The 23,540-nt window shown below is 48.3% G+C and carries 20 protein-coding genes and 1 tRNA gene; 13 read left to right on the forward strand and 8 right to left on the reverse strand.

The window, feature by feature from the left end:
* Nucleotides 1–51: 51 nt before the first annotated feature.
* The 3 genes from hisF to NDA03_RS12685 all read left to right on the forward strand — a co-directional run bounded on the left by hisF (nucleotide 52) and on the right by NDA03_RS12685 (nucleotide 1,277).
* A complete protein-coding gene (hisF, locus tag NDA03_RS12675) occupies nucleotides 52–822 on the forward strand; it encodes an imidazole glycerol phosphate synthase subunit HisF (RefSeq protein ID WP_348238182.1) in 771 nt (256 codons plus the stop codon).
* A 102-nt stretch (nucleotides 823–924) separates the two neighbouring features.
* Nucleotides 925–1,137: a hypothetical protein gene (locus NDA03_RS12680; protein ID WP_190410773.1), complete on the forward strand. Its 213-nt coding sequence runs from the start codon at nucleotides 925–927 to the stop codon at nucleotides 1,135–1,137.
* Between the two features lie 67 nt (nucleotides 1,138–1,204).
* A tRNA-Ala gene (locus NDA03_RS12685) sits at nucleotides 1,205–1,277 on the forward strand.
* Between the two features lie 149 nt (nucleotides 1,278–1,426).
* On the opposite strand, the gene NDA03_RS12690 is transcribed toward NDA03_RS12685, so the two are convergent.
* Complete coding sequence (locus tag NDA03_RS12690) at nucleotides 1,427–1,576, reverse strand: hypothetical protein (protein ID WP_348238183.1); 150 nt, start codon at nucleotides 1,574–1,576, stop codon at nucleotides 1,427–1,429.
* Nucleotides 1,577–1,754: 178 nt separating this feature from the next.
* Here NDA03_RS12690 and NDA03_RS12695 point away from each other — a divergent pair, with 178 nt between their 5' ends.
* Nucleotides 1,755–4,244 carry a tetratricopeptide repeat protein gene (locus NDA03_RS12695; RefSeq protein WP_348238184.1) on the forward strand — a complete coding sequence of 830 codons (2,490 nt, stop codon included), beginning with the start codon at nucleotides 1,755–1,757 and terminating at the stop codon, nucleotides 4,242–4,244.
* A gap of 88 nt (nucleotides 4,245–4,332) precedes the next feature.
* Here NDA03_RS12695 and NDA03_RS12700 read toward each other — a convergent pair whose 3' ends face one another.
* The gene (locus NDA03_RS12700; RefSeq protein ID WP_348238185.1) at nucleotides 4,333–4,569 is read right to left on the reverse strand and encodes a hypothetical protein; all 237 of its coding nucleotides are present in this window, start codon (nucleotides 4,567–4,569) and stop codon (nucleotides 4,333–4,335) included.
* 20 nt (nucleotides 4,570–4,589) lie between these two features.
* On the opposite strand from NDA03_RS12700, the gene gcvT reads away from it, so the two are divergent.
* Together gcvT and NDA03_RS12710 are read left to right on the forward strand one after the other, a co-directional pair.
* Nucleotides 4,590–5,741 carry a glycine cleavage system aminomethyltransferase GcvT gene (gcvT, locus tag NDA03_RS12705; protein ID WP_348238186.1) on the forward strand — a complete coding sequence of 384 codons (1,152 nt, stop codon included), beginning with the start codon at nucleotides 4,590–4,592 and terminating at the stop codon, nucleotides 5,739–5,741.
* Nucleotides 5,742–5,745: 4 nt separating this feature from the next.
* Nucleotides 5,746–6,777 (forward strand): M28 family peptidase, encoded by a 1,032-nt coding sequence (locus NDA03_RS12710; protein ID WP_348238187.1) that lies wholly within the window; start codon nucleotides 5,746–5,748, stop codon nucleotides 6,775–6,777.
* Between the two features lie 70 nt (nucleotides 6,778–6,847).
* Here the strand turns inward: NDA03_RS12710 and NDA03_RS12715 are convergent, their stop codons facing one another.
* Nucleotides 6,848–7,690, reverse strand: coding sequence for an alpha/beta hydrolase (locus NDA03_RS12715; protein WP_348238188.1), 843 nt, complete (start codon nucleotides 7,688–7,690; stop codon nucleotides 6,848–6,850).
* Nucleotides 7,691–7,774: 84 nt separating this feature from the next.
* Between NDA03_RS12715 and gcvH the strand changes: the two genes are divergently transcribed.
* Nucleotides 7,775–8,164 (forward strand): glycine cleavage system protein GcvH, encoded by a 390-nt coding sequence (gcvH, locus tag NDA03_RS12720; RefSeq protein ID WP_190410762.1) that lies wholly within the window; start codon nucleotides 7,775–7,777, stop codon nucleotides 8,162–8,164.
* 254 nt (nucleotides 8,165–8,418) lie between these two features.
* On the forward strand, nucleotides 8,419–11,367 hold the full coding sequence (gcvP, locus tag NDA03_RS12725; protein ID WP_348238189.1) for an aminomethyl-transferring glycine dehydrogenase: 2,949 nt from the start codon (nucleotides 8,419–8,421) through the stop codon (nucleotides 11,365–11,367).
* A gap of 116 nt (nucleotides 11,368–11,483) precedes the next feature.
* On the opposite strand, the gene NDA03_RS12730 is transcribed toward gcvP, so the two are convergent.
* Nucleotides 11,484–13,613, reverse strand: a complete 2,130-nt coding sequence (locus NDA03_RS12730) for a tetratricopeptide repeat protein (RefSeq protein WP_348238190.1) — start codon at nucleotides 13,611–13,613, stop codon at nucleotides 11,484–11,486.
* A gap of 81 nt (nucleotides 13,614–13,694) precedes the next feature.
* Entirely contained in the window at nucleotides 13,695–14,099 is a 405-nt protein-coding gene (locus NDA03_RS12735) for a hypothetical protein (RefSeq protein ID WP_348238191.1), read from the reverse strand.
* 164 nt (nucleotides 14,100–14,263) lie between these two features.
* Between NDA03_RS12735 and NDA03_RS12740 the strand changes: the two genes are divergently transcribed.
* Nucleotides 14,264–14,776 carry a DUF1648 domain-containing protein gene (locus tag NDA03_RS12740; protein WP_348238192.1) on the forward strand — a complete coding sequence of 171 codons (513 nt, stop codon included), beginning with the start codon at nucleotides 14,264–14,266 and terminating at the stop codon, nucleotides 14,774–14,776.
* Between the two features lie 135 nt (nucleotides 14,777–14,911).
* On the opposite strand, the gene NDA03_RS12745 is transcribed toward NDA03_RS12740, so the two are convergent.
* Complete coding sequence (locus NDA03_RS12745) at nucleotides 14,912–15,787, reverse strand: NAD(P)-dependent oxidoreductase (RefSeq protein WP_348238231.1); 876 nt, start codon at nucleotides 15,785–15,787, stop codon at nucleotides 14,912–14,914.
* A gap of 274 nt (nucleotides 15,788–16,061) precedes the next feature.
* Between NDA03_RS12745 and NDA03_RS12750 the strand changes: the two genes are divergently transcribed.
* Complete coding sequence (locus tag NDA03_RS12750; RefSeq protein ID WP_348238232.1) at nucleotides 16,062–17,651, forward strand: cation:proton antiporter; 1,590 nt, start codon at nucleotides 16,062–16,064, stop codon at nucleotides 17,649–17,651.
* On the opposite strand, the gene NDA03_RS12755 is transcribed toward NDA03_RS12750, so the two are convergent.
* Nucleotides 17,617–18,324: a TrkA family potassium uptake protein gene (locus tag NDA03_RS12755; protein ID WP_190535549.1), complete on the reverse strand. Its 708-nt coding sequence runs from the start codon at nucleotides 18,322–18,324 to the stop codon at nucleotides 17,617–17,619. The two genes, NDA03_RS12750 and NDA03_RS12755, sit on opposite strands and share 35 nt — an antisense overlap.
* 195 nt (nucleotides 18,325–18,519) lie before the next feature.
* Nucleotides 18,520–19,563, reverse strand: a complete 1,044-nt coding sequence (locus NDA03_RS12760; protein ID WP_190410756.1) for a WD40 repeat domain-containing protein — start codon at nucleotides 19,561–19,563, stop codon at nucleotides 18,520–18,522.
* 93 nt (nucleotides 19,564–19,656) lie between these two features.
* Here NDA03_RS12760 and der point away from each other — a divergent pair, with 93 nt between their 5' ends.
* From der to NDA03_RS12775, 3 genes are all read left to right on the forward strand, one after another.
* The gene (der, locus tag NDA03_RS12765; protein WP_190410755.1) at nucleotides 19,657–21,021 is read left to right on the forward strand and encodes a ribosome biogenesis GTPase Der; all 1,365 of its coding nucleotides are present in this window, start codon (nucleotides 19,657–19,659) and stop codon (nucleotides 21,019–21,021) included.
* Nucleotides 21,022–21,092: 71 nt separating this feature from the next.
* The gene (locus NDA03_RS12770; protein WP_190986517.1) at nucleotides 21,093–22,052 is read left to right on the forward strand and encodes a CbiQ family ECF transporter T component; all 960 of its coding nucleotides are present in this window, start codon (nucleotides 21,093–21,095) and stop codon (nucleotides 22,050–22,052) included.
* A 15-nt stretch (nucleotides 22,053–22,067) separates the two neighbouring features.
* Nucleotides 22,068–23,489: an anthranilate synthase component I gene (locus tag NDA03_RS12775; protein ID WP_348238193.1), complete on the forward strand. Its 1,422-nt coding sequence runs from the start codon at nucleotides 22,068–22,070 to the stop codon at nucleotides 23,487–23,489.
* Nucleotides 23,490–23,540: the final 51 nt, after the last annotated feature.

Below are 23,540 nucleotides of genomic sequence, written 5' to 3' on the forward strand. Positions count from 1 at the left end.
TAGAGTGTATAGGCTTTCATTATCATTACATCGGGGAACCAGAGGATTGTCATGCTTGCAAAAAGAATACTGCCTTGCTTAGATGTGAAAGCGGGGCGAGTTGTCAAAGGGGTTAACTTTGTCAATCTCCAGGATGCTGGCGATCCGGTGGAACTGGCACAAGCTTATAATCAGGCGGGTGCGGATGAGTTGGTGTTTCTGGATATTACTGCCACTCACGAAGACCGGGGCATCATTCTGGATGTGGTATACCGCACCGCTGAGCAGGTATTTATCCCCCTTACCGTGGGCGGGGGAATTCAATCCTTAGAAAATATTAAACAATTGTTAAGGGCTGGCGCAGACAAAGTCAGCATTAACTCGGCGGCGGTACGCGATCCAGAGTTGATCGATCGGGCGAGCGATCGCTTCGGGAACCAGTGCATCGTGGTAGCAATTGATGCACGAAAACGGCAAGATCCCACCAATCCCGGTTGGGATGTTTACGTGCGTGGTGGGCGGGAAAACACAGGCCTTGATGCGATCAATTGGGCGCAAGAAGTCGAGCAACGCGGCGCGGGCGAACTGCTCGTTACCAGTATGGACGCCGATGGAACTAAAGCTGGCTATGACTTAGAGCTTACGCGCACCATAGCGGAACAAGTACAAATTCCAGTAATTGCCTCTGGTGGGGCTGGTAACACGAGTCACATTTATGACGCCTTAACGGAAGGGAAAGCGGAAGCGGCTCTGCTGGCTTCCCTCCTGCATTACGGAGAACTCACTGTATCAGAAATTAAAAACTATCTCGTAGAGCATCAAGTGCCGGTGCGGCTTTTGTAAAAGCGAAACTTCTTCCTTCTGGAAGAAGCGGGGTTGGCTTTGTAGCATCAATCTGTTCGGTTGTATATATTAGAATAAAGGAAGTGTTACAAAACGTAAATTATGTTAGTTGGTATTTTAATTTTTGATGTGGCTCTGGTGGCGTGGTCGCTGCACCTGATGCAGGAAGCCTTCGACCAACAGGAGTTCTCCTTAATGCTTGCTGGCACCCTGGTGGCGCTATCGGCAGCCGCCATGCTAGTCGTATATTTCCTGATGAACAGCTACATGGGTTATATCAGCCATCTTGCTCAACACCCTTGCTCGTTTTATTAATTTATAGTTGCGGAAATTTTACTTGACGACTTGCGAATTTTTAAGGCATAATCATAAAGCACCGTAAGGGGTTATAGCTCAGTTGGTAGAGCACCTCAATGGCATTGAGGGGGTCAGCGGTTCGAATCCGCTTAGCTCCATAAGAATAAACCTCACCCCCAACCCCTCTCCGTTAACGGAGAGGGGAGTAAGAGTTTTGCGATCGCGCGTTTTTAATGAACCGCAAAGACGCAGAGGACGCGAAGGAAGAGAGGGAAGAAGGCGGTCGCGTACTCCACAAAACTAATTTTTATTCATCGTCTTCTTCCATCAGTTGCCAGATTAGGAAGCAGACATCAAGGACTATACCTAATGGGTTGTTGATTAGTCCGATTGCTGTTGTTATCAGAAATAGAGCAATTAGAACAATGTCTCGGCGTTGCTTTGGGGAAAGTTTCATCTTGATTCAACCTGTATTTATTGGGGTTGAATGCAAGGTATTTTTGGGGCTGTAGCTGAAAGCAAAGCAGACTGGGCAACTGCTGAAAGCTAGTTATAATAAGCGATAAGCAGTTTGGGGTAGGTGGAAAGTTTAGGGTTATCCCCAAACTTTGTGGCAAAATCTTTGGACTTAATCTATGGCGCGACCTTCTTACGGTGATGATGTCAAGGCGCGGGTGAAGCGTCTGTTTGAGGCGTTGCTAGCTTATGTTAATGATGAATTTGAGGATGGCGACAAACTCGGAATTGATTTCAACTGGCAAAGCGAGACACAGTTGGTAATTAGGACAAAGCGGCGATATCTGGAAGAACTGACCGCAAAAGACAAATACGAAGGTCAGTTAACTCAAGCGCAAGTTAGGGAAGCACTCAAGCGTTTGAAAGATTATTTAGAAGTTTTAGAAGATAACCGTACCTCAACCAAAGGTTCGGAAGATTGGCACTTTACTTTGAAACTGTGGCACAAAGATAAAGAGGCGAATCTGAGGCAATTTGATATTGAGTGGGAAAAGAGAAGACCGCCAAAGTCTCAAGCTACTGTCAAGAAGATTAAGGAACCGAAATCTGTTTCTAACAATATTCCTCCCAGCGGTGCCAAAGAATTTGTCGGACGCACAGAAGAATTGTTAGAAGTTCACCAGTTATTGCAGGAAAATAAGCAAGTCGCCATCGCTGCTGTGGCTGGGATGGGTGGCGTGGGTAAAACGGAACTCGCGACTCAGTATGCAAGACAGTATTTATCAAGTTACGCGGGTGGCGTTTGCTGGCTATCTGCACAGGGAAATACGGGAACTGGCATTATTAGATTTTTCCAATTGAAATTTGATATCGACCCGCCGCAAGATTGGGAATTAGCGGAGCAATTGGAGTTTTGTTGGAAGAAATGGCTTCCCGGCAATGTTTTAATTGTGTTAGATGATGTCACCGACTACAAACAACAAGTCAAGCCTTACTTACCTCCGCTGGAATTATCTCGATTTAAAGTATTGCTGACGACGAGATTTCAGTTTGGGTCATCTTTGCCGCAGTTACGGCTAGATGTGCTGAAACCATTGGCGGCGATGAAGTTATTAGAATCAATAATTGGCAGGGAACGGCTAAAACGCGAAGCTTGGGTGGCGAGAAGACTTTGTAAATGGTTGGGATATTTGCCGTTGGGCTTAGAGTTAGTCGGGAGATATCTGGATCAACAGCCGAATTTGTCGCTGGAGAAACTGTTGGCGCGATTGGAACGAAAGCGACTGGAACACGAAGCGATTTTGAAAGCTGACCCGTTAATGCAGTATGAATTGGGCGTAGCGTCGGCTTTTGATTTGAGTTGGGAACAGTTGGATGATAATGCACAATTTCTTGGTGCTGCGTTAAGTTTGTATGCTTTAGCTCCAATTCCACTAACTTTAGAGATGGAGGATGACGAAGAACTAGAAATTTGGGAAAAAGCGCTAAGGGATTTAATAAGTTTGCATTTGGTACAAAGTCTGGGTGAGGAAAGTTATCGTTTGCATCCGCTGACCCGGCAATTTTTTCAACAGAAGCTAAACAAATCAGCCGAAGCTGATGAAATGAAACGCCAGTTTGCGGCGGCAATTGTGGCAGTGGCAAGAGAAATTTCTCAGCAGCCGATTCGTGAAGATATTATCAATATCAGTCCGGCAATTCCTCATATTGAAGAAGCTGCTAAGTATCTGATTGAATATATTAGCAATGAAGATTTAATTACACCTTTTACACGTTTAGGTTGGTTTTATAAAGGTCAAGGCTTTTATCAGCAGGCAGAACCTTGGTTGAAGCGGTGTGTAGAAGTAACTGAAAGTCGCCTCGGTGCAGAACATTTCCATGTCGCCACCAGTCTCAACAACTTAGCTATTCTCTACGGAAATCAAGGACGTTACAGCGAAGCCGAACCTTTGTGTCTGCAAGCGATTGAAATCCATAACAAAAGCCTCCCCGCTGACCATCCAAGAATCGCCACCCACCTCAACAACTTAGCTATTCTCTACCGAAATCAAGGACGCTACAGCGAAGCCGAACCTTTGTGTCTGCAAGCGATTGAAATCGATAAAAAAAGCCTCCCCGCTGACCATCCAAGAATCGCAACCAGTCTCAACAACTTAGCCGAACTCTACCGAAATCAAGGACGCTACAGCGAAGCCGAACCTTTGTGTCTGCAAGCGATTGAAATTCATAAAAAAAGCCTCCCCGCCGACCATCCAAGAATCGCCACCCACCTCAACAACTTAGCTAATCTTTACGGAACTCAAGGACGCTACAGCGAAGCCGAACCTTTGTATCTGCAAGCGATTAAAATCTATAAAAAAAGTCTCCCCGCCGACCATCCCGAAATTGCAATACACCTCAACAACTTAGCCGAACTCTACCGAAATCAAGGACGTTACAGCGAAGCCGAACCTTTGTATCTGCAAGCGATGGCAATTTGTCAACGTGGTTTAGGAGAAAAGCATCCTAATACAGTGACAGTTAAACAAAATTTTGCAGTTTTTTGGATGCAAGGAATGATGGAGAATCGGTTTAATATAGAGGCGTTGCAGGAGCATCCTTTGGGGCAGGAAATCTTGGCGCAAATGATAGCAATAATGCCAGGATCTGAGGATAATTCGTCAGGATGAGAGCGATCGCATCTGGGACATCCTGGGAACCAAATATACCCTGGCGAATGTAATTCGCGGCTATACAAACAAAGTCCGCCTGCGCGGACTAATAAATTTTATTTAACCCGCGAAGGCGGGTTTCGTCTGTGTAGCTGCGATTTCCAATCGCCAAGCTACAAAAATTAGAGGCACTGAGTGAAAGCGCGAACTGACAAGTCAGCGCTTCGCTATCGCATTCACCATATCCCAAGAGTGCGAACTGACAAGTCAGCGCTTCGCTATCGCTACCTGCCGTTTTATACTGCTCAAGCAAGAAGCATCCCGTAGGATAAAAGATATCCACCTGCGACGGAATGACTATCTGTGGCTAAGTCAGAAGAATTGCATCCAGAGACGGCGATTGCACTTGCCCGTACTCCCCTGTATGAACTTGCCCTAGAACAAAAAGCCCGATTGACTGCCTTCTCCGGCTGGGAAATGCCCGTACAATACACCGGAATCGGACAAGAACACCTGGCAGTCCGCACCACAGCGGGAATGTTCGACATCTCCCACATGGGAAAATTTACCTTCAAAGGGAAACAGCTGATTTCGTACTTGCAGCCTCTCGTTCCCTCAGATTTAAGCCGCCTGAAAGCTGGTGAATCTCAGTACACCGTCCTGCTGAATTCTCACGGCGGCATTTTGGACGACATTATCTTCTATTATCAGGGCGAAGATGCAGACGGCGAGCAGCGAGGAGCGATGATTGTCAACGCCGCCACTCGATCCAGAGATAAAGCATGGCTGTTTGCCCAACTCGAATCTAGTCAAATTGATTTCGAGGATCTTTCCCTGGCAAAAGTTTTGATTGCCGTTCAGGGACCACAAGCGATTGCATATCTTCAGGAATTTGTCAAGGAAGACCTGACACCGATTAAGGCATTTGGACATTTGGAAGCAACCGTATTGAATGAGCCAGCGTTCATTGCCCGGACTGGGTACACCGGAGAGGATGGATTTGAAGTCATGGTAGACCCAGAAGTGGGGGTAGACTTGTGGCGCAGTCTCTTTACGGCTGGCGTCGTACCCTGCGGACTCGGTTCCAGAGACACCCTGCGCCTCGAAGCGGCAATGGGCCTCTACGGGCAAGATATGGACGAAAGCACGACCCCTTTAGAAGCTGGATTGGGTTGGCTGGTTCATCTGGAGACGAAAGGCGATTTTATCGGGCGTCCAGTTTTAGAAAAGCAGAAGGCAAATGGCGTAGAACGACGCTTGGTAGGGCTGCAAATGCAGGGGCGTTTTATTGCGCGTCATGGCTACCCGGTGCTATCCAAAGGTGAAGCCATCGGCGTCGTCACCAGTGGCACCTTAGCACCAACGGTAGGGCAACCCATCGCCCTCGCCTATGTTCCTCCGAATCTGGCTCAGATTGGTCAGGAATTGGAGGTAGAAATCCGGGGCAAAGCTTATCCAGCCGTTGTCGTTAAAAAACCTTTTTATCGCTCCCCCAGCCGTCTCCCCAGCAAGTAAATTTATGGCGCGAGGTGGATGGATAAGGTGGTTGGTGAATCGGGCGGCATTAATTAGGCTTGCCATCATTGGCATTCTTCTGGGCGTAGCCGCTTGGGCGTGGTTTACATCGATTTGGATGCCCGGAGTCAGTTACCAAGCTGCATTGCCGCTGCTGACTCCCCAGGAGGAAACGCTGCGAGATGCCCTCCGGCAAGATGTGGAAAAGATTGCCGGTGAACTGGGAGAACATAACTTCTCGAACTATAAGAATCTAGCGGCGGCGGCTGATTTCTTGGAAGTATCTTTGAGCAATGCTGGCTACAAAGTTCAACGCCAAGGATACAAAATTGCTGAGAACACTTATTACAACCTAGAAGCCGAGATTGCTGGGACAAATCGAGCCGACGAGATTGTGGTGATAGGGGGTCACTATGACTCTGTATTTGGGAGTCCCGGTGCCAATGATAACGGCACGGGTGCCGCAGCCGTCCTAGAGTTAGCGCGTGCCTTTGTTGGAAAAAAGACTTCCCGAACTCTGCGCTTCGTTGAGTTTGTGAATGAGGAACCGCCATTTTTCCAGACTGCGGAGATGGGAAGCGTTGTTTATGCCAAACGCTGCCGCAACGCCAGTGAAAATATTGTCGCCATGCTCAGTTTGGAAACAATCGGCTACTACTCCGACAAGCCAGGAACCCAGAACTACCCATTTCCTTTGAGCCTGTTTTATCCCTCACAGGGTAACTTTATTGCTTTTGTGAGCAACCCAACCTCTGCTGATTTGTTGAGGAAAGCGATCGCATCTTTCCGTCGCCACGCCAAGTTCCCCTCTGAAGGTGCCGCCCTCCCAGAAAGGATTCCCGGCGTCGGCTGGTCGGATCAATGGTCTTTCTGGCAGCAAGGTTATCCCGGCATCATCGTCACAGACACTGCACCCTCCCGTTACCCCCACTATCACACTTCACAAGATACCCCCGATAAAATTGATTACGGCCGTTTGGCGCGGGTGGTGGCTGGATTAGAGGGCGTTGTTGCAGACTTGGCGGAGAGTCAGTAATCAAGGTTATTTGCACGGCTTTAAGCGCTCCTTCCGTCAAGCCTGCTGCAAGTTTACCTAGCCCAAAGCTTCAGCCTCTGGGCAGATTGCGCTGAAACTGCTCCACCAACTGGGCAAACTCCCGCACAGCTTTCTCAGACTGCTGTGCCGCAACCCAGTTAAAGTCATTGTGACCTGCTTCATCCACCCACAAAAAGCGCTTCGGTTCGTTAGCAGCCGCAAAAAGTTGCTCCCCGTGCCAAAAGGGAATCACTTCATCCCGCCTCCCGTGCATGACCAAGACTGGGCAACGCACCTTTTTAATCTTGTCGAGATTGCGGAACCGATCAAACGGCACAATCGGGATGCGCGTCAGCACTCGAAACGCCGTAATAAACGCACTTTCCACAATTAAACCCGCAAGCGGTTGACGAGAAGCCAAATCCACCGCAGGCCCACTTCCCACCGAACGCCCGTAGGCAATAATTCGATTCGGTGGCACACCCAGTTGCTGAGTCAGATAAGTATAAGCAGCGTCGATATCCCGATAAGAATTGCGCTCGGTAGGCGTTCCCTGACTGGTTCCATAGCCACGATAATCGTAGGCGAAGACCTCAAAGCCCATGTCCCGCAAACCTTGACGCACCGACAAGACATCAAATAAGTCTTCGGCGTTACCGTGACTATATAAAATTGTGTAAGTGGCATTGGGATTAGGCAGATAAGCTGCCGAGATTTGCACGCCATCCGTTGTGGTTAGCTTGAGAATCTCGCTACTGTCCCGATAGCTGGACGGCTGGGGCACAAAAATCATCCTATCGGAAAAGAAATAGGCGTAGAAGCAAAGAAAAGCGTAGATGAAGATGGCAGAGCGCATAAGTCTTTTAAGAGAAAATTCACCGAAAACCAGGCGTTTAAGCTTTTTCTTATCCATAATGTTTCTGATATTACGGTTTGAAGCTGTAAACTTAATGGCTGGTTAAAGCTATTTGAGCGCGTATTTGAGGAAGGAAGTGCAATGGCTCTGGAATATCCTGAAGACCTAAAATATTTGGATTCTCACGAGTATGTGCGACTGGAGGGTGAGATTGCCACAATTGGCATCAGCGCCTTTGCAATCGATCAGCTGGGCGATATTGTATTTCTGGATTTGCCAGAAATCGGCGACGCCCTCTCCAAGGGAGAGAGTTTTGGGACAATTGAATCGGTGAAAGCCGTTGAAGATATGTATGCCCCAGTCAGCGGAACCGTTATAGAACGCAATACTGCCATCGTGGAAGCTCCGGAACACGTGGCGGAAGATCCTTACGGCGAAGGATGGTTTTTAAAAGTTCGGATTAACGACCCTGATGAGCTGGATGAAGCTTTATCGGCGGATGAGTATCGTTCGCAGGTGGAAGGAGAGTAGCTCGGGACTTACCCACTGCAAGCTTGAAACCTAGATCCCCCTACTACCCCGATAAATTCGGGGGAATCGGAAAAGTCCCCCAACGCATTGGGGGATTTCGGGGGATCTCTGCGTAAGTCCTATTGGTAATTCCTTCCAAAATCTAAAATCTAAAATCGCGGTAACTTCGAGACGCGGCAAATCGGTGTTTCTACAGCGCCTGACCCCGAAAAATTATTGCAAAATATGAAATAGTCGCGTCTGGAGAGCAACCTGTGGTAATTTCTATCCCTCATACCGAGTCTAGCCGTCAGCATCTGCTAGAAGAAATGGGAGAGCCGATTTCTTTTGTACAGAGGCATATCGGCCCTACCCCGGACGAAGTCCAGCAAATGCTTGAGGTATTGGGGATATCGACCCTAGATGCCCTAATCGACCAAACGATTCCGCAGGCAATCCGGCGATCGCGTTCTCTGAATGGGGCAACTCCGAAAACAGATTCGCTCCAGCTTCCCCCAGCCCAGAGTGAGTACGCAGCGCTGAGTCGATTGAAAGCGATCGCTTCCAAAAATCAGGTGTTTCGCTCATTGATTGGCATGGGCTATTCCGACTGCATTACCCCACCAGTCATTCAACGGAATATTTTAGAAAACCCCGGCTGGTACACCGCCTACACCCCTTATCAGCCAGAAATTGCCCAAGGGCGACTAGAGGCGCTGCTGAATTTTCAGACAATGATTATTGACTTGACAGGTCTGGAAATTGCCAATGCTTCCTTACTCGATGAAGCAACCGCCGCCGCAGAAGCGATGACAATGAGTTATAGTCTCTGCAAAACCAAGGCAAACGCCTTTTTTGTCTCCAGTGCTTGTCATCCCCAAACGATTGAAGTATTGCAAACACGGGCAAGACCGCTGGGCATTGAGATTATTATCGGCGCTCATCAGAGCTTTGATTTTGAGCAAGCAATCTTTGGGGCAATCCTGCAATATCCCGCCACAGATGGCACGATTTACGATTATCGGGGTTTTGTAGAAAAAGCTCATGGAGTGGGTGCTTTAGTCACGGTGGCAGCAGATCCCTTGAGCCTAACGCTGCTGACACCACCGGGAGAATTTGGGGCAGATATTGCGGTAGGAAGCACTCAGCGGTTTGGAATTCCCCTCGGATACGGGGGGCCTCATGCAGCCTACTTTGCCACCAAAGAAGAGTATAAGCGCCAGGTGCCGGGGCGAATTGTCGGAGTCTCCAAGGATGCCAACGGCAAGCCAGCACTGCGTTTAGCTTTGCAAACCCGCGAACAGCATATCCGCCGCGACAAAGCGACCAGTAATATTTGTACCGCTCAAGTTCTCCTGGCGGTAATGGCGAGTATGTATGCCGTTTACCACGGGTCAGCTGGACTGAAAAAAATTGCCCAGAATATCCATAAGCTGACGGGGATTCTAGCGTCAGGATTGAAGCGGCTGGGGTACGGCATCGGTGCAGAGCAATTTTTTGATACGTTGCGGGTAGAGTTGGGCAAACGCACTCTCGAAGACATTCTCGCAGATGCCCAAGCTCGTCAGATTAACTTGCGGATTCTGGATGCAAATGCGGTCGGAATCAGCTTGGACGAAACCACAACCGTACAGGACTTGCAAGACTTATTTGAAATTTTCGCCGGGACACATGAGTTGCCCTTTACGGTGGAAGAGTTGGGGAAAGGCGTAACCCCGTCCATACAAGGGGAACCCTTTGCCCGGAAAAGCAGCTATTTAACTCATCCCGTCTTTAACCGCTATCACTCGGAAACCGAGTTGTTGCGCTACTTGCACCGTCTAGAAGCGAAAGATTTGTCGCTGACAACATCGATGATACCCTTGGGTTCATGCACGATGAAGCTCAATGCGACGGCGGAAATGATCCCGGTAACATGGGCGGAATTTGGCAAAATTCATCCTTTTGCCCCTCCTTCGCAAACGCGGGGTTATCAAATTCTGTTCCAGCAGCTTGAGGCGTGGTTAGCAGAAATCACTGGCTTTGCGGGCATTTCTCTGCAACCCAATGCCGGATCTCAAGGCGAATATGCGGGACTGTTAGTCATTCGTCAGTATCACGAAAGTCGCGGGGAAGAACATCGGAATGTCTGTCTGATTCCCCAATCTGCCCACGGGACAAATCCTGCCAGTGCGGTCATGTGTGGGATGAAAGTGGTGGCGATCGCTTGCGACGATCGAGGCAATATTGATGTAGACGATCTCAAAGCGAAAGCCGAGAAGCATCGCAATGAACTCGCCGCTTTGATGGTGACATATCCCTCGACTCACGGCGTCTTTGAGGAACCGATTAAAGAAATCTGCAATATTGTCCACACCAACGGCGGACAAGTTTACATGGACGGGGCGAATATGAACGCCCAAGTCGGTTTGTGCCGTCCGGGAGACTTTGGGGCAGATGTTTGTCACTTAAACTTGCACAAAACCTTCTGTATCCCCCACGGCGGCGGTGGGCCAGGAATGGGGCCAATTGGGGTAATGCCGCATCTTGTGCCATTTTTACCGGGGCACTCGGTTGTTCCAACTGGCGGCGAACAAGGCATCGGTGCCGTTGCAGCGGCACCTTGGGGTAGCGCCAGCATCCTCCCCATTTCTTGGATGTACATCGCCATGATGGGGTCGGCAGGCTTAACAGAAGCGACAAAAGTAGCGATCCTCAATGCCAACTACATCGCCCGTCGCTTAGAACCTTTCTATCCCGTTTTGTACAAAGGGCAGAATGGTTTGGTGGCGCACGAGTGTATTTTAGATTTGCGATCGCTCAAAAAGTCTGCGGGTATTGAAGTGGATGACATCGCCAAGCGTTTAATGGACTACGGTTTCCACGCCCCTACCGTTTCTTGGCCTGTAGCGGGTACGGTAATGGTAGAACCCACAGAAAGCGAATCGAAGGAAGAACTGGATCGTTTCTGTGATGCGATGATCTCAATTCGTCAGGAAATTGCGGAAATTGAATCGGGTAAGATGGACGCTCAAGATAATGTCTTGAAGAACGCACCCCATACCGCAGAAGCCTTAATGACTTCCGAGTGGAATCATTCCTATTCCCGCGAACAAGCTGCTTATCCTGCGCCGTGGACGAGAGAACACAAGTTCTGGCCTACTGTCGGACGCATAGATAATGCTTTTGGCGATCGCAATTTTGTTTGCGCTTGTCTCCCGATGGACGCTTATTCACAAGGCTAGTATTGTTTGAAAGAAAGCGCGATCGCACTTGCTAATTGATGGTGAGTGCGATCGCATCTTTTTTAAAACCACATAGGTACAGAGGATGCAAAAGGGATATCGTCCTTGACTCATCGCTACCTGAGGAAGGTGTGTAGTAGTCGCCATAGGCGATTAACCCATCGCAGTAAAAAGCTGACTATAGCTTTTGGCAAACTCATCCAAATATTAGTCTTTCTGGAAAGGCTTTGAATTGCATTCTCAGCATCTTGAACATTTGCATCCAGCCCCATTGATTGATACAGATCGCGGGCATTTTGGTAAGCACCAAGGGCTTCTGATTTTCGACTTAGCTTTGCCAAGGCATTTCCTAAATTAAATAAAGAAGCCGCTTCCCCATTGGGATCGCCAATCTCCCGTTTTATTGCCAGAGACTGTTGATAGTAATCAATTGCTAGTGGGTGTTGTCCTAGACAACGGTAAGCAATGCCCAAATTACCGAGAGAAGTCGCTTCCCCATTGCGATCACCAATCTCCCGTTTTATTGCCAGAGACTGCTGATGGTAATCAATTGCCAGTGAGTGTTGTCCTAGAGAATCGTAAGCAATGCCCAAATTATTGAGAGAAGACGCTTTCTCTTTGCGCTCGCCAATCTCCCGGAATATTGCCAGAGACTGCTGATGGTAATCAATTGCCAGTGGGTATTGTCCTAGAGAATCGTAAGCAATGCCCAAATTACCGAGAGAAGTCGCTTCCCCCTTGCGCTCGCCAATCTCCCGGAATATTGCCAGAGATTGCTGATGGTAATCGATTGCCAGTGGGTATTGTCCTAAAGCATTGTAAGCATTGCCCAAATTATTGAGACAACCCGCTTCCCCATTGTGATCGCTAATCTCTCGGAATATTGCCAGAGATTGCTGATGGTAATCGATTGCTAGTGGGTATTGTCCTAGACAACGGTAAGCAATGCCCAAGCTATTTAGAGAAGCTGCGAATTCCCAACTGTCGGAGTTATTTTGCTGCCATGCTTCAACTAACTGCTTGTACAGTTCGGCTCGGACAGTGTTGTAACCTTGTAAAGTTAAAAAATCGTCACAATGGCGAATAGTGTTGAAGGCATTTTCATACTCTCCCAAGTGATAGCAGTGATAGAAAACTTCTAGATATTCTGCTACATCACTTATTGCCTGCCAGGGTTCTGGTTTGGCATTTTCTTTGTAGTATGCGATCGCCTTTTGGTGCGCCTCGGTTAGATCGTCCGCCTTTTGATTGACATACGCCAAAATGAACGGGTGAAACTGAAACCATCGCCCTCCGTTGTCGTCCCTTTCCTCCTGCAACAGAGAACACCTAGCCAACTGCCTTAGATCCTGCTCCGATACATTTTCTTCCGGCAACTGGGCATCTGCTGCGGCTGTGTTGAAAGGAATCCGATAAACACTCAAATTTAGTAGCAGTCTTTGCAACTTGTCACTAAGGCGGTTAAAGCTGGCATCTAACACCAGGCGCATCCAGATATCGATTTTGCCTCGATGCAACCCTTTCAGCTTCTCGTTAGTCACTAGCTGGGCTACGTCAGCTAAACCATACCTCTGCAAGTGACTAATCTGCGGATCTGACTCCTCTTCTGCCTGCAAAAAACCTGCAACCAGCGTCAGCAGCAGGGGATGCCCCTCTGCCTTTTTCGCAAAATCTAGCAATTCTGTCTCAGTCCCCAGAATCCCCAAAGCCCTCAACAAATTAGCCCCCTCTGCTGGGGACAATCCCGGCAAAGGAAGCCATTTCAAATTAATTTCTGGCAAATCCGGGCGTTCCCGCGTCGTTACCAGAATCACACTCTTACCGCCACATCCCAACCAACCGTGAAAAAACTCCTTGTAGATAGCATCCAACCCCTGCCCATCTTGTTGCAGCAAACTTTCCAGGTTGTCTAGGACAAGTAAATGCCGCCCCTCCCGCAGATGGTTGACCAACGCATCCACCAGCGACAATTCTGGAATTGCCTCCACAGTTGGCGGAGAAAGTCCCAACCGCAGCAAGACTCGTCGCGCCAACTCAGTAAAAGTCACGCGGCGGCTGACATCTACCCAGAACTTTTTATCAAATTCAGCGCTATCGTCGTCATAGATTTTCGCAGCCAGGGTAGATTTACCAAAGCCACCCAAACCCGTAATGCCAATCAGCCGGATATTTCCATCCGCTATCCATTCCCGGATTTTCTGCCGTTCCTCCGTGCGCCCTTGCCAACAATCCAAGCTGGGGCGCATTTCATCAAGATTAGGTGAGTTTTGAACTGGTTGAGGGCTTGTTCCTTGGTTGACTACCAGCGTCTCAACACGATTAAACTTTCAGCCAGGATTGATTCTGTCACCGAATTGCACATCCTGCGCGTCAACTTTTTCTGCATAGTAGACTTTTTCATTATCTTGAAAAGTCTGAGTCCTGCTGTTGTCTTGAGTGTTGCTGATTTGAATTTCTTTAGCCATTATCTGAATCTCTTCGGCAAATGCTGGCTCTTTGACCATGCAAGCCTGCAAATATTCAGTAACCTGTACTAATTCGGACTTCGAGCCTTGCTCAACGGCTTTAATGGCTCTTTCTGCGTCTGGATTACCCCGTAATTTATTCCAAATCTTCTGGCGTAGCAGATTTACCTTTTCGATGGCGATTTCCGTCAACTTACCAGCGCCACCTTCTATCATTCCGCCAAAGGCAATTTCTGCAATCTTTGCTGCTGTAAATTCAAGGATCATCTGTCACTGATTAGCTATGCTTGCCATTTGGTTGTAGCCCATCAACCCTCGATCTGCCAATGTTAAGATTGATGGCTTTACTAACTTTTCTCTCCTTATAAACATTGACTTTAAAGATAAAATATGTACTAAACGTATACTGTTATTGCCTAACAATTAACCCTATGACGAGGAACCCATCCAATCAACGACCGATTTTGACAATCGCGCGATCGCCTGTAGATTTACTTCTGGATGTGGGTGCGATCGCAGGCATTCTTGTACTACTCTTGCTGACTTTCCAATCTTGGACAAATCTGCCTAATACTATTCCAGTGCATTTTGATATTGCAGGTAAACCTGATGCTACGGGTAGCAAAATAACTATCTTGCTATTTCCTAGTTTGAGTATTGTATTTTATCTACTCTTTACCTTTTTGCCACGTTTTCCGCATACATTTAATTATCCTTGGGCAATTACACAAGAAAATGCTTATCGCCAATATCAAATAGCAATTCAATTAATGAATTGGCTAAAAACAGAAATTATTTGGCTGTTTACTTACATAGAATGGCAAATGATTCAAGTGTCTTTGAATAAATCAATAGGCTTGGGAATAGCATTTTTGCCGATATTTATCGTAGTAATTTTTGGTACTGTTGGAATGAGTTTGTGGCAAGCATATCAAGCGCGTTAGTTAAGCTTATAAATTCCCAAGCGATTATAAATCGCAGCTACACAGGCAAAGTCCGCCGTCGCGGACTGATAAATTGAAACCCGCGTAGGCGGGTTTTGTATGTGTAGCCGCGAATTTGATTCGCCAGGGCATTTATCAAACCTTACCCCGCAACGCCACTAACTCTTCCCACACAGATAAAGGCGAATATCCTAGTTCAAAAGCCTTTGAACTATCTAAAGAAACATCTGCTGGTCTTGGCGCAGCCATTTTTACATCTTCTTGTCGGCAAGATTTAAGCCCCGCTTCAGGAAGCTGCAATACTTCCACTAATAAGCGTCCAAACTCATAGCGCGATATCCGCTCTTTCCCGCCTAAATGAAGGCGTCCGTTTACTTTCTCCAATGCCAATAAAAGCCCTTTTGCTGCTGTTGTTCCGCTAACTGGCGTGCGGAATTCATCCATAAACAAACTTAATTCTTTCCCCTCTCTCAGCATTTCGATAAATGGCTGCATAAAACTTGTGGCGGTAGGCGTTGCCATCCCATACATTAAAGGCATTCGGCAAACAGCAGTCATCGGATAACGTTCTAACATCCCTTCCTCCGCCATCACTTTTTGCTCCCCGTAAACATTGACAGGAGACACGGGATCTGCTTCCCGGTAGGGAGGGTTTAAACCATCGAAAACTAAGTCAGTTGAAGTGAAAACGCAAGGAATCGAAGCATCCGCACAAAGTCCAGCAATATTACAAGATGCAGTGACATTAATCGGGTAGGATTCATCAGGATATTGTTGGCAAAAATTAGGTTGCGATCGCGCGGCGGTATGAATCACTCCATCAGGCTTAATTTCTTGGAACAAATGCTTGAGTTCCTGAAAATCCTTTAACTCAACTTTCAGCAAATTTACGCCAGGAATCTCTAGAGAATGGGAAAAATAAGTTCCATAAACCTCCCATTCTTGTTTTGCTAGCTGGCAAAGATGCCACCCTAAAAAACCACTGGCACCTGTAACTAAGAGTTTTTTCATCGGATTACCAAACCTGTCATATAAGCCCACAAGCTTCCGCCAGGGGCTAAACCAACCAAGCCTGCGATCGCGCAGGCGAAAATCTCTGGAAGCGGCAACCGCAGCCAAAGCCCGCGAAAGCCGCACCCTTAAAGGTGACGGCTGCTAACTCAGAACAAAAGCATCGTAGCTCATCCTTTAAGATACTAAGGGCAGTTTTGTAGAACCTGACCCTCGGTGTATCGTTCATCACTTGTGAGTACGCGCTATGCAGTGGCTAAGCGAGCGATCGCTCATGGCAGTCCCGACGGTCACAGGCAGCGAGAATCAGGGAAATGTTGCTGAATTAGTAATTTTTCTGATCGTCTTGTTGTTGGTTGCCACGGGGGTTGCCTTACTATCTCGACGATTTCGGATTCCCTACATTACAGGGTTAGTATTGGCAGGGTTGGCGATTACAGAGCTTTTGCCAGGTCGCATCCGTCTGGATTCCTCCCTGATTTTTAATCTTTTTTTGCCGATTCTACTGTTTGAATCGGCAATTAATACCGACGTCAGTCGTCTACGCAGCACGTTTAAACCCATTGCCTTATTAGCAGGAGTGGGCTTTCCCCTCTGCGCTGCTATCACCTCAGTCTTGCTGAAACTAGAACTGGGCTTAGATTGGGTTCCCGCCTTGCTAGTTGGGGTCATTTTGTCAATTACAGATACCGCCTTAGTGATTGCGGTTTTCAAGGAAGTATCTGTTCCCTACCGACTGGTCACGCTCGTAGAAGGTGAAAGCTTAGTCAACGATGATGTGGCGCTGGTTTTATTTAGCCTGATCTTGACTGCAAATTCAACCGGATCATTAACGCCCCTCGATGTCGTACAGGCATTTCTGTTCGTGATTGTCGGTGGAATCTTAGTTGGCTTAGCCTTGGGCTATCTCAGTATTGGTTTATTTAGCCAAGCAGACGATCCTCTCAGCGTGATTCTACTCACGATTGCCGTAGCGCTGGGAGCCTTTCAACTGGGCGAATTTTTCCACGTATCCGGTGTGGTTGCCGTTGTGGTGGCAGGACTAATTGTCGGCAACTTGGGGGTTTCTCGCAGTACCTCTGCTTCTACTCAAGTTACTTTGTTCAGCTTCTGGGAATTCGCCGGGTTTGGTGTCAATACCTTTATTTTCTTACTCATTGGCTTAGAGATTAATCTTGTCACCCTTTGGCAGACGCTACCAGCCGTTCTTCTCGCACTGATTGCCTACCAAGTCGGGAGGGCACTCACCGTTTATCCACTCTTAGACGTAGTGCGTTTTTTTGACAAACCCATTCCGGTGAAATGGCGGCACGTTCTCTTTATGGGCAATATTAAAGGCTCACTTTCAACCGCCTTGGCGTTAAGCTTACCGACTAATTTACCAGGGCGAGATAAGCTGGTTGTCATTGTCTTAGGAATTGTGCTGCTGTCGTTGGTAGGACAGGGAGTAAGTTTACCGGGGTTTGTACGCCGTTTAAAGCTCGATCGCCATTCCGAATCACGGCAGCAGATTGAAGAATTGCAAGCTCAATTGATGACATCCAAAGCAGCGCAGGATGAATTGGAGAGCCTCCTGAAATCGGGAGTTTTACCAAAATCAATCTACGAAGAGATGCGAGCCGCTTATCAGGTGCGGGTGGCAGCTTCTGAAAGAACATTGCGGGAGATATATAATCAGCGTCCCGAAGACTCTGCTGATGAAAGTAGCGATCGCCTAAAATTAGACACGATTCGTCGGCAATTACTATTGGCAGAAAAGCAGGTACTCAATGACGCCCTCCGCAGGCGGATTCTCTCAGAAGAAGTGGTGCAAGAACGTATCAAAACCATTAACGAGCAACTTCTAAGTTTGGAAGATGACTAGAACACAAACCTAAGAAATCAATCACTTGATGTAACTTTTCCGATTTCGTGACGACTAGCACAGTTGCTCCCGCCTCTAGCACTGTCTTTCCATTCGGAATGACGAGATCGGTTTGGGGATGGGATTGATAGCCAATAATTAAAGAACCGCTGGGAAACCGAGAATCTTGAGCGACTTGTGCCACGGTACGACCCGCAATGTCAGACTCTGGTGGCACTTTGAGTTTGAAGACTTCTACCTGACCCTGCTCAAAGTGCATCATCGATTCTACTTGGGGATATTCGATCGCATTCACCATCGTGGTCACGGCTAGGTCAACCGTACTGATAACATGATGCGCTCCGGCAATCCGATAAGGTTCGGCAAAATCACTTTGGCGCATCCGAGTCACGATATGGGAGACGCCATAGTGCTTGGCAAGTGTCACCATTGCCAGATTTAAAGCATCATTGCGGAGGGCGGCAACAAGGGCATCTGCCTTGCGAATTCCTGCTTCCATTAGCACTTGCGTACTGACGGCACTGCCTTCAAAAGCCATCGCTCCGACTTGTTCGCGAGCATACCGGCAGGCGGTGGGATCGGTATCGATGATGGCAACCGTGTGTCCTAATTCTACTAATTGTTGGGCTAAGTCCAGCCCGACCAGTCCTGCTCCACCAATCAATACGTACATGGCTCACCTCTGTTGCAGGTATTTACGTCTGACCCTCAAAATCTACAGTGTAGTTGCTGGGCGGCGAAAGGAGTAAATTATCCCAATTGTTACTCAGGGCGATCGCGTTTTTAAATTTGCACCGCAACGGACAATGGCAGAGGAAAGTTGAAAAGCTGGCATCATATCCACTTGAAAATTGTTAATCAGACCTATTCACTCTTGAGCAGGCACCTGCCAAATCTTAATGCTGCCATCATGACTGCCAGTCGCTAAAGTTTGCCCATCGGGACTGAAAGCGAAGGAATTTACTTTACTGTCATCTCCTGCCAGAGTGCTTTTGAGTTCGCCAGTGCGAGGATTCCACAGTTTGATTGCATTGTCCAAACTGCCGCTGGCGATTGTCTGTCCCTTGGGGCTGAAAGCAACAGAATTAATTAACGTGGCATTTCCCTTCAAAGTAGCGATCGCTTCCCCGTTACGAGGATTCCACAGCTTGATGGTGCCGTCATTACTGCCACTGGCGAGGAGTTTTCCATCAGGATTGAAGGCGACGGAATTTACCCAATCGGAATGCCCTTCTAGGGTGCGAATGCGGATGCCCGTGCGCGGATTCCATAAGTTGATCGAGCGATCGGCACTACCACTGGCTAATGTGCCCCCATCAGGGCTAAAGGTAACGCAATTCACCGCATCTAAATTCCCCGTCAGGGTGCGGATGAGTTCCCCGTTGCTCAGCTGCCAAAGCTTGATCGTCTTGTCTAAACCACTGCTGGCTAAAGTTTTTCCATCGGGACTGATGGCAATGGATAAAACTGAGGTGGAATCCCCGTTAAGGGTGTGGATGAGTGCCCCGTTACTGAGTTGCCATATCTTGATGGTGCCGTCATAACTGCCACTGGCGACAAGTTTTTTATCCGGACTAATGGCAACGGCATGAATGGGTTTGATATGTCCTGCTAGGGTACGGATGCGGATACCTTTGGGTAAATTCCACAACTTGATAGTGCCATCTTCACCGCCACTGGCAAGAATCTGCCCATCGGTACTGATGGCGATCGCCTGCACATACTTAGAATGCCCTGTAAGCGTGTTGAGTGGCTGGGCTGGCTGAGATGCCGTAGTTGATGTATAGGCGGTTAAATCCTCCCCTGTTACAGGGTTGGCAGAGGATTCGAGCGAACTGCACCCAGTCAAAGTCGTCACTGCACCCAAAGCGATCGCCACGAAAACTTTTCCGAACGTTGGCTGATGTGTCATGGATAGTCACCGCAGAAAACATCACGTCTATCCAGGATGGATACAATATAAATTTGGAGCTGTCATCATCCACTCGGATGAGCATATCTGGTTATGTCCCTGCCTGTTGTCGCTATTATCGGTCGCCCGAATGTGGGCAAATCTACTCTTGTCAATCGATTGGCAGGTGTACAAGACGCCATTGTGCATGATGAACCTGGAGTCACGCGCGATCGCACCTATCGTTCCGCCTTCTGGGAAGACCGGGAGTTTGTCATCGTCGATACCGGCGGCTTGGTGTTTAATGATGACACCGAGTTTTTACCCCTAATTCGGGAACAGGCAATGTTGGCACTCTCAGAAGCGAGTGCCGCAATCTTTGTCGTCGATGGTCAGAGTGGCTTAACAGCAGCGGATGAAACGATCGCCGACTGGTTGCGTCAACAACCCGTGCCCGTCCTGCTAGCGGTGAATAAATGCGAATCCTCCGAACAAGGTCTCACCCAAGCAATGGAGTTTTGGGAACTGGGATTGGGCGAACCCTTCCCCGTCTCTGGCATTCATGGGAGTGGCACCGGCGAATTACTTGATGCCCTGATTACCTATATCGTGCCCGCGGGAGAAATCCCAGAAACTGAAGAAATTAAAGTCGCCATTGTCGGACGTCCCAATGTCGGGAAATCTAGCTTGCTGAACGCCTTTGTCGGCGAAAATCGTTCTATCGTTAGCCCGATTTCTGGCACGACCCGCGATGCCATCGATATGGTAGTAGAACGCAACGGTAAAACCTACCGATTGATCGATACCGCCGGGATTCGCAAAAAGAAAAACGTTGAATACGGCCCGGAATTTTTTGGGATTAATCGCGCCTTTAAAGCGATTCGTCGCGCCGACGTGGTTTTGTTAGTCATTGACGCGGTGGATGGCATCACCGAACAAGACCAAAAACTGGCTGGGCGGATAGATGAAGAAGGTCGCGCTTGCGTCATCGTCATCAATAAGTGGGATGCAGTTGAAAAGGATTCCTACACCATCTACGAGTTTGAACGCAACTTTAAAGGACGGTTGAACTTTATCGATTGGGCAGAAACAATTTTTGTCAGCGCTCAAACAGGTCAGCGGGTGGAAAAAATTCTAGATTTAGTGAATACAGCCGCCGAACAACACAAACGCCGCGTCACGACTGCTGTAATTAATGAAGTGCTACAAGAAGCGATTTCTTGGGTTTCCCCGCCCACGACCCGTCAAGGGCGTCAGGGCAAGATTTATTACGGCACCCAAGTGAGCAGCCAACCCCCAGCGATCGCGCTATTTGTCAACGATCCCAAGCGCTTCAATGACAACTATCGCCGCTACATCGAAGGTCAATTCCGAAAACAGTTGGGTTTTACTGGAACCCCAGTACGCTTATTCTGGAGAGGGAAAAAAGTCCGCGAGGTGGAAGCGGGCAGTCGTAGTAACCGAGCTACTCGCGTTTAATCGATTAAAAATTAAAAATGTAAAATGAATTTTTGCATTTTTAATTTTTAATGTTTAATTTTTAATTTTCTATGGATTTACTGCGATCGCTGCCGCTGGGGCTGTACCTCGAACAACCAATCACTTGGCTGCATCACCTCGACCCCAGGGTGAAAATAGCTTGGTTGATGAGCTTTCTCATCGCTCCAGTCCTGGCAAATCCCATCTGGCGCATCGCTCTGGCGGTGCTGCTAGTTGCCATTACTGTGACGGCGGCGATTCCATTGCGCGTATGGAAGCAACAAATGGGTTGGCTGTTGATGCTGTGCTTTTTTGTTTTCATCCTGAGCATGATTGCTCCCGATGGACTTGGAGCAGACTCTCAGCGACGTCTCCCAGCCGATGAAATATCTTTTATTCAGACTGCTACTCCCAAGCCAGGAGTTGTCAAATCCGCTGCAACTCAAAAACCAGAGGCGACAAAACCAGTCTCCTCTCAAAACCCTTCAAACTACCGTTACGTGCTGTTCCACCAAGGGCCAGTCAAAATTACTCGCAAGTCCTTGGCGCTAGCGATTAACGTGAGTACCTTACTATTTACCTTGATTTACAGCACCAACCTGTTTTTGCTAACCACAGCTCCAGAGGAGATTACTGCGGGGATCGAGAGTTTGATGCGACCGCTGCGAGCATTCAAATTTCCCGTGACAGAAGTTGCTCTAACCTTAACTTTATCGCTGCGCTTTATTCCCCTGGTTTTAGAAGAAGTGCAAAATTTAGTTCGTTCCGTGCGGACACGGGCAATTAACTGGAAAAAACTGGGTATCCGCAAAAGTCTGCAACTTTGGTTGATGGTTGCCGAACGGTTGCTTGAAAATCTCCTCTTACGAGCCGAGCAAATTGCTAGCGCCATGAAGGTTCGCGGCTTTACCAGCCCCAATAGCCATCGCGTCCAATGGCACCAGTTGCGTCTCAAAAAGAGCGACTGGGCGGGACTGGTGAGTTTGGTCGTACTTTGGGGGGCACGGCTGATGTGGGGATGGGAAAGTTAAAAATTAAAAATTCATATGAAACCTTGGTTTTGGCGATCGCTTCCTCTACAACATCGAACTGGCTCAGAAGTATTCGCCGCCCTGTTTCTGGACGCTGGTAAAATTGCTACCCTACTCGAAAGTCCCTATAATCCGCTCCTTCAACACTCACCTGAAGCCAAGAACGCGATCGCCAGATATTCAATTTGTGCCGGTGCGCCGCGCTTTATAGATGGCGTGCAGGCAGTGTGGACTCCACCCATTGGCGAGATCCTCCCCTTCCTACGCCGCTTGCGGCAACGTTCTGCCTTCAGGGATGAGTCCCTACAGCCGTCACTACCTTTCACTGGCGGCTGGCTGGGATGGCTGGGTTATGACCTCGGTTGGGAGATCGAGCAGCTACCCAATTTAAATTCTGACCCTCTACCATTCCCGGTTGCTTATTGGTATGAACCAGCATCCTTTGCTGTCCTCGACCATTGGGAACAAACCCTATGGCTAGCCGCTAGCGATGAAGCCGAACTCGATTTCTTGCAAAACCTGCTGGAAAGCCGAACGCAGTGCGGGATAGCAGAGGAGCCAGCATCTTCAATCCAAAATCCAAAATCCCCCCATTTCCATTTTTGGACGCCTCAAACTGATTACGAAGATGCGGTGCGGCAAGCGAAAAAGTATATCCGAGCCGGAGATATCTTTCAGGCAAATCTTTCCCTACGCTTTGAAAGCCGCGTAACCGCCAGTCCTTGGTCAATTTATCAAGCGTTACACCAAATTAATCCTTCTCCCTTTGCTAGCTATTGGCAGACTCCGTGGGGGGCACTCATCAGCTGTTCTCCAGAACGATTGGTTCAGATGCAAGATCGACAAGCGCAAACGCGACCGATTGCAGGAACGCGATCGCGCGGCACCACCCCCGCCCTCGACGAGCATTTGGCGCAAGACTTGATTGCCAATGCCAAAGAAAGAGCCGAACACATTATGCTGGTGGATTTAGAGCGAAACGACTTGGGGCGTGTGTGCGAGTGGGGTTCTGTAGAAGTCAACGAACTTTTCACAATTGAGCGCTACAGCCATGTCATGCACCTCGTAAGCAACGTTATCGGTAAAATTCGCCCAAACTACGACGCGGTTGACCTAATTCGCGCCTTCTTCCCTGGCGGTACTATCACTGGGTGTCCGAAAGTCCGCTGTATGGAAATCATTGAAGAACTCGAACCCGTGCGTCGCAATTTGTTCTATGGTTCCTGTGGCTTTCTCGATTGGCGCGGGCACCTAGATTTAAATATCTTGATCCGTACTCTCCTCTATCCCAAGCGTGCCGATGCAGCGATGGTTTACGGGCAAGTCGGGGCGGGAATCGTTGCCGATAGCGATCCAGAACGAGAATGGCATGAGTCTCTACACAAAGCTCAAGCTCTGCTAGCAGCCCTGGGAAGTTTTAATGTTATTAGTGATTAGTTCTGGGTCATCAGTCAAATACCATTAGCGAATGGCTACCAGACAGGGTTT

Origin of the sequence: Trichocoleus sp. Lan (assembly GCF_039961855.1) — a bacterium.
Taxonomy (GTDB): Bacteria; Cyanobacteriota; Cyanobacteriia; order Cyanobacteriales; family FACHB-T130; genus FACHB-T130.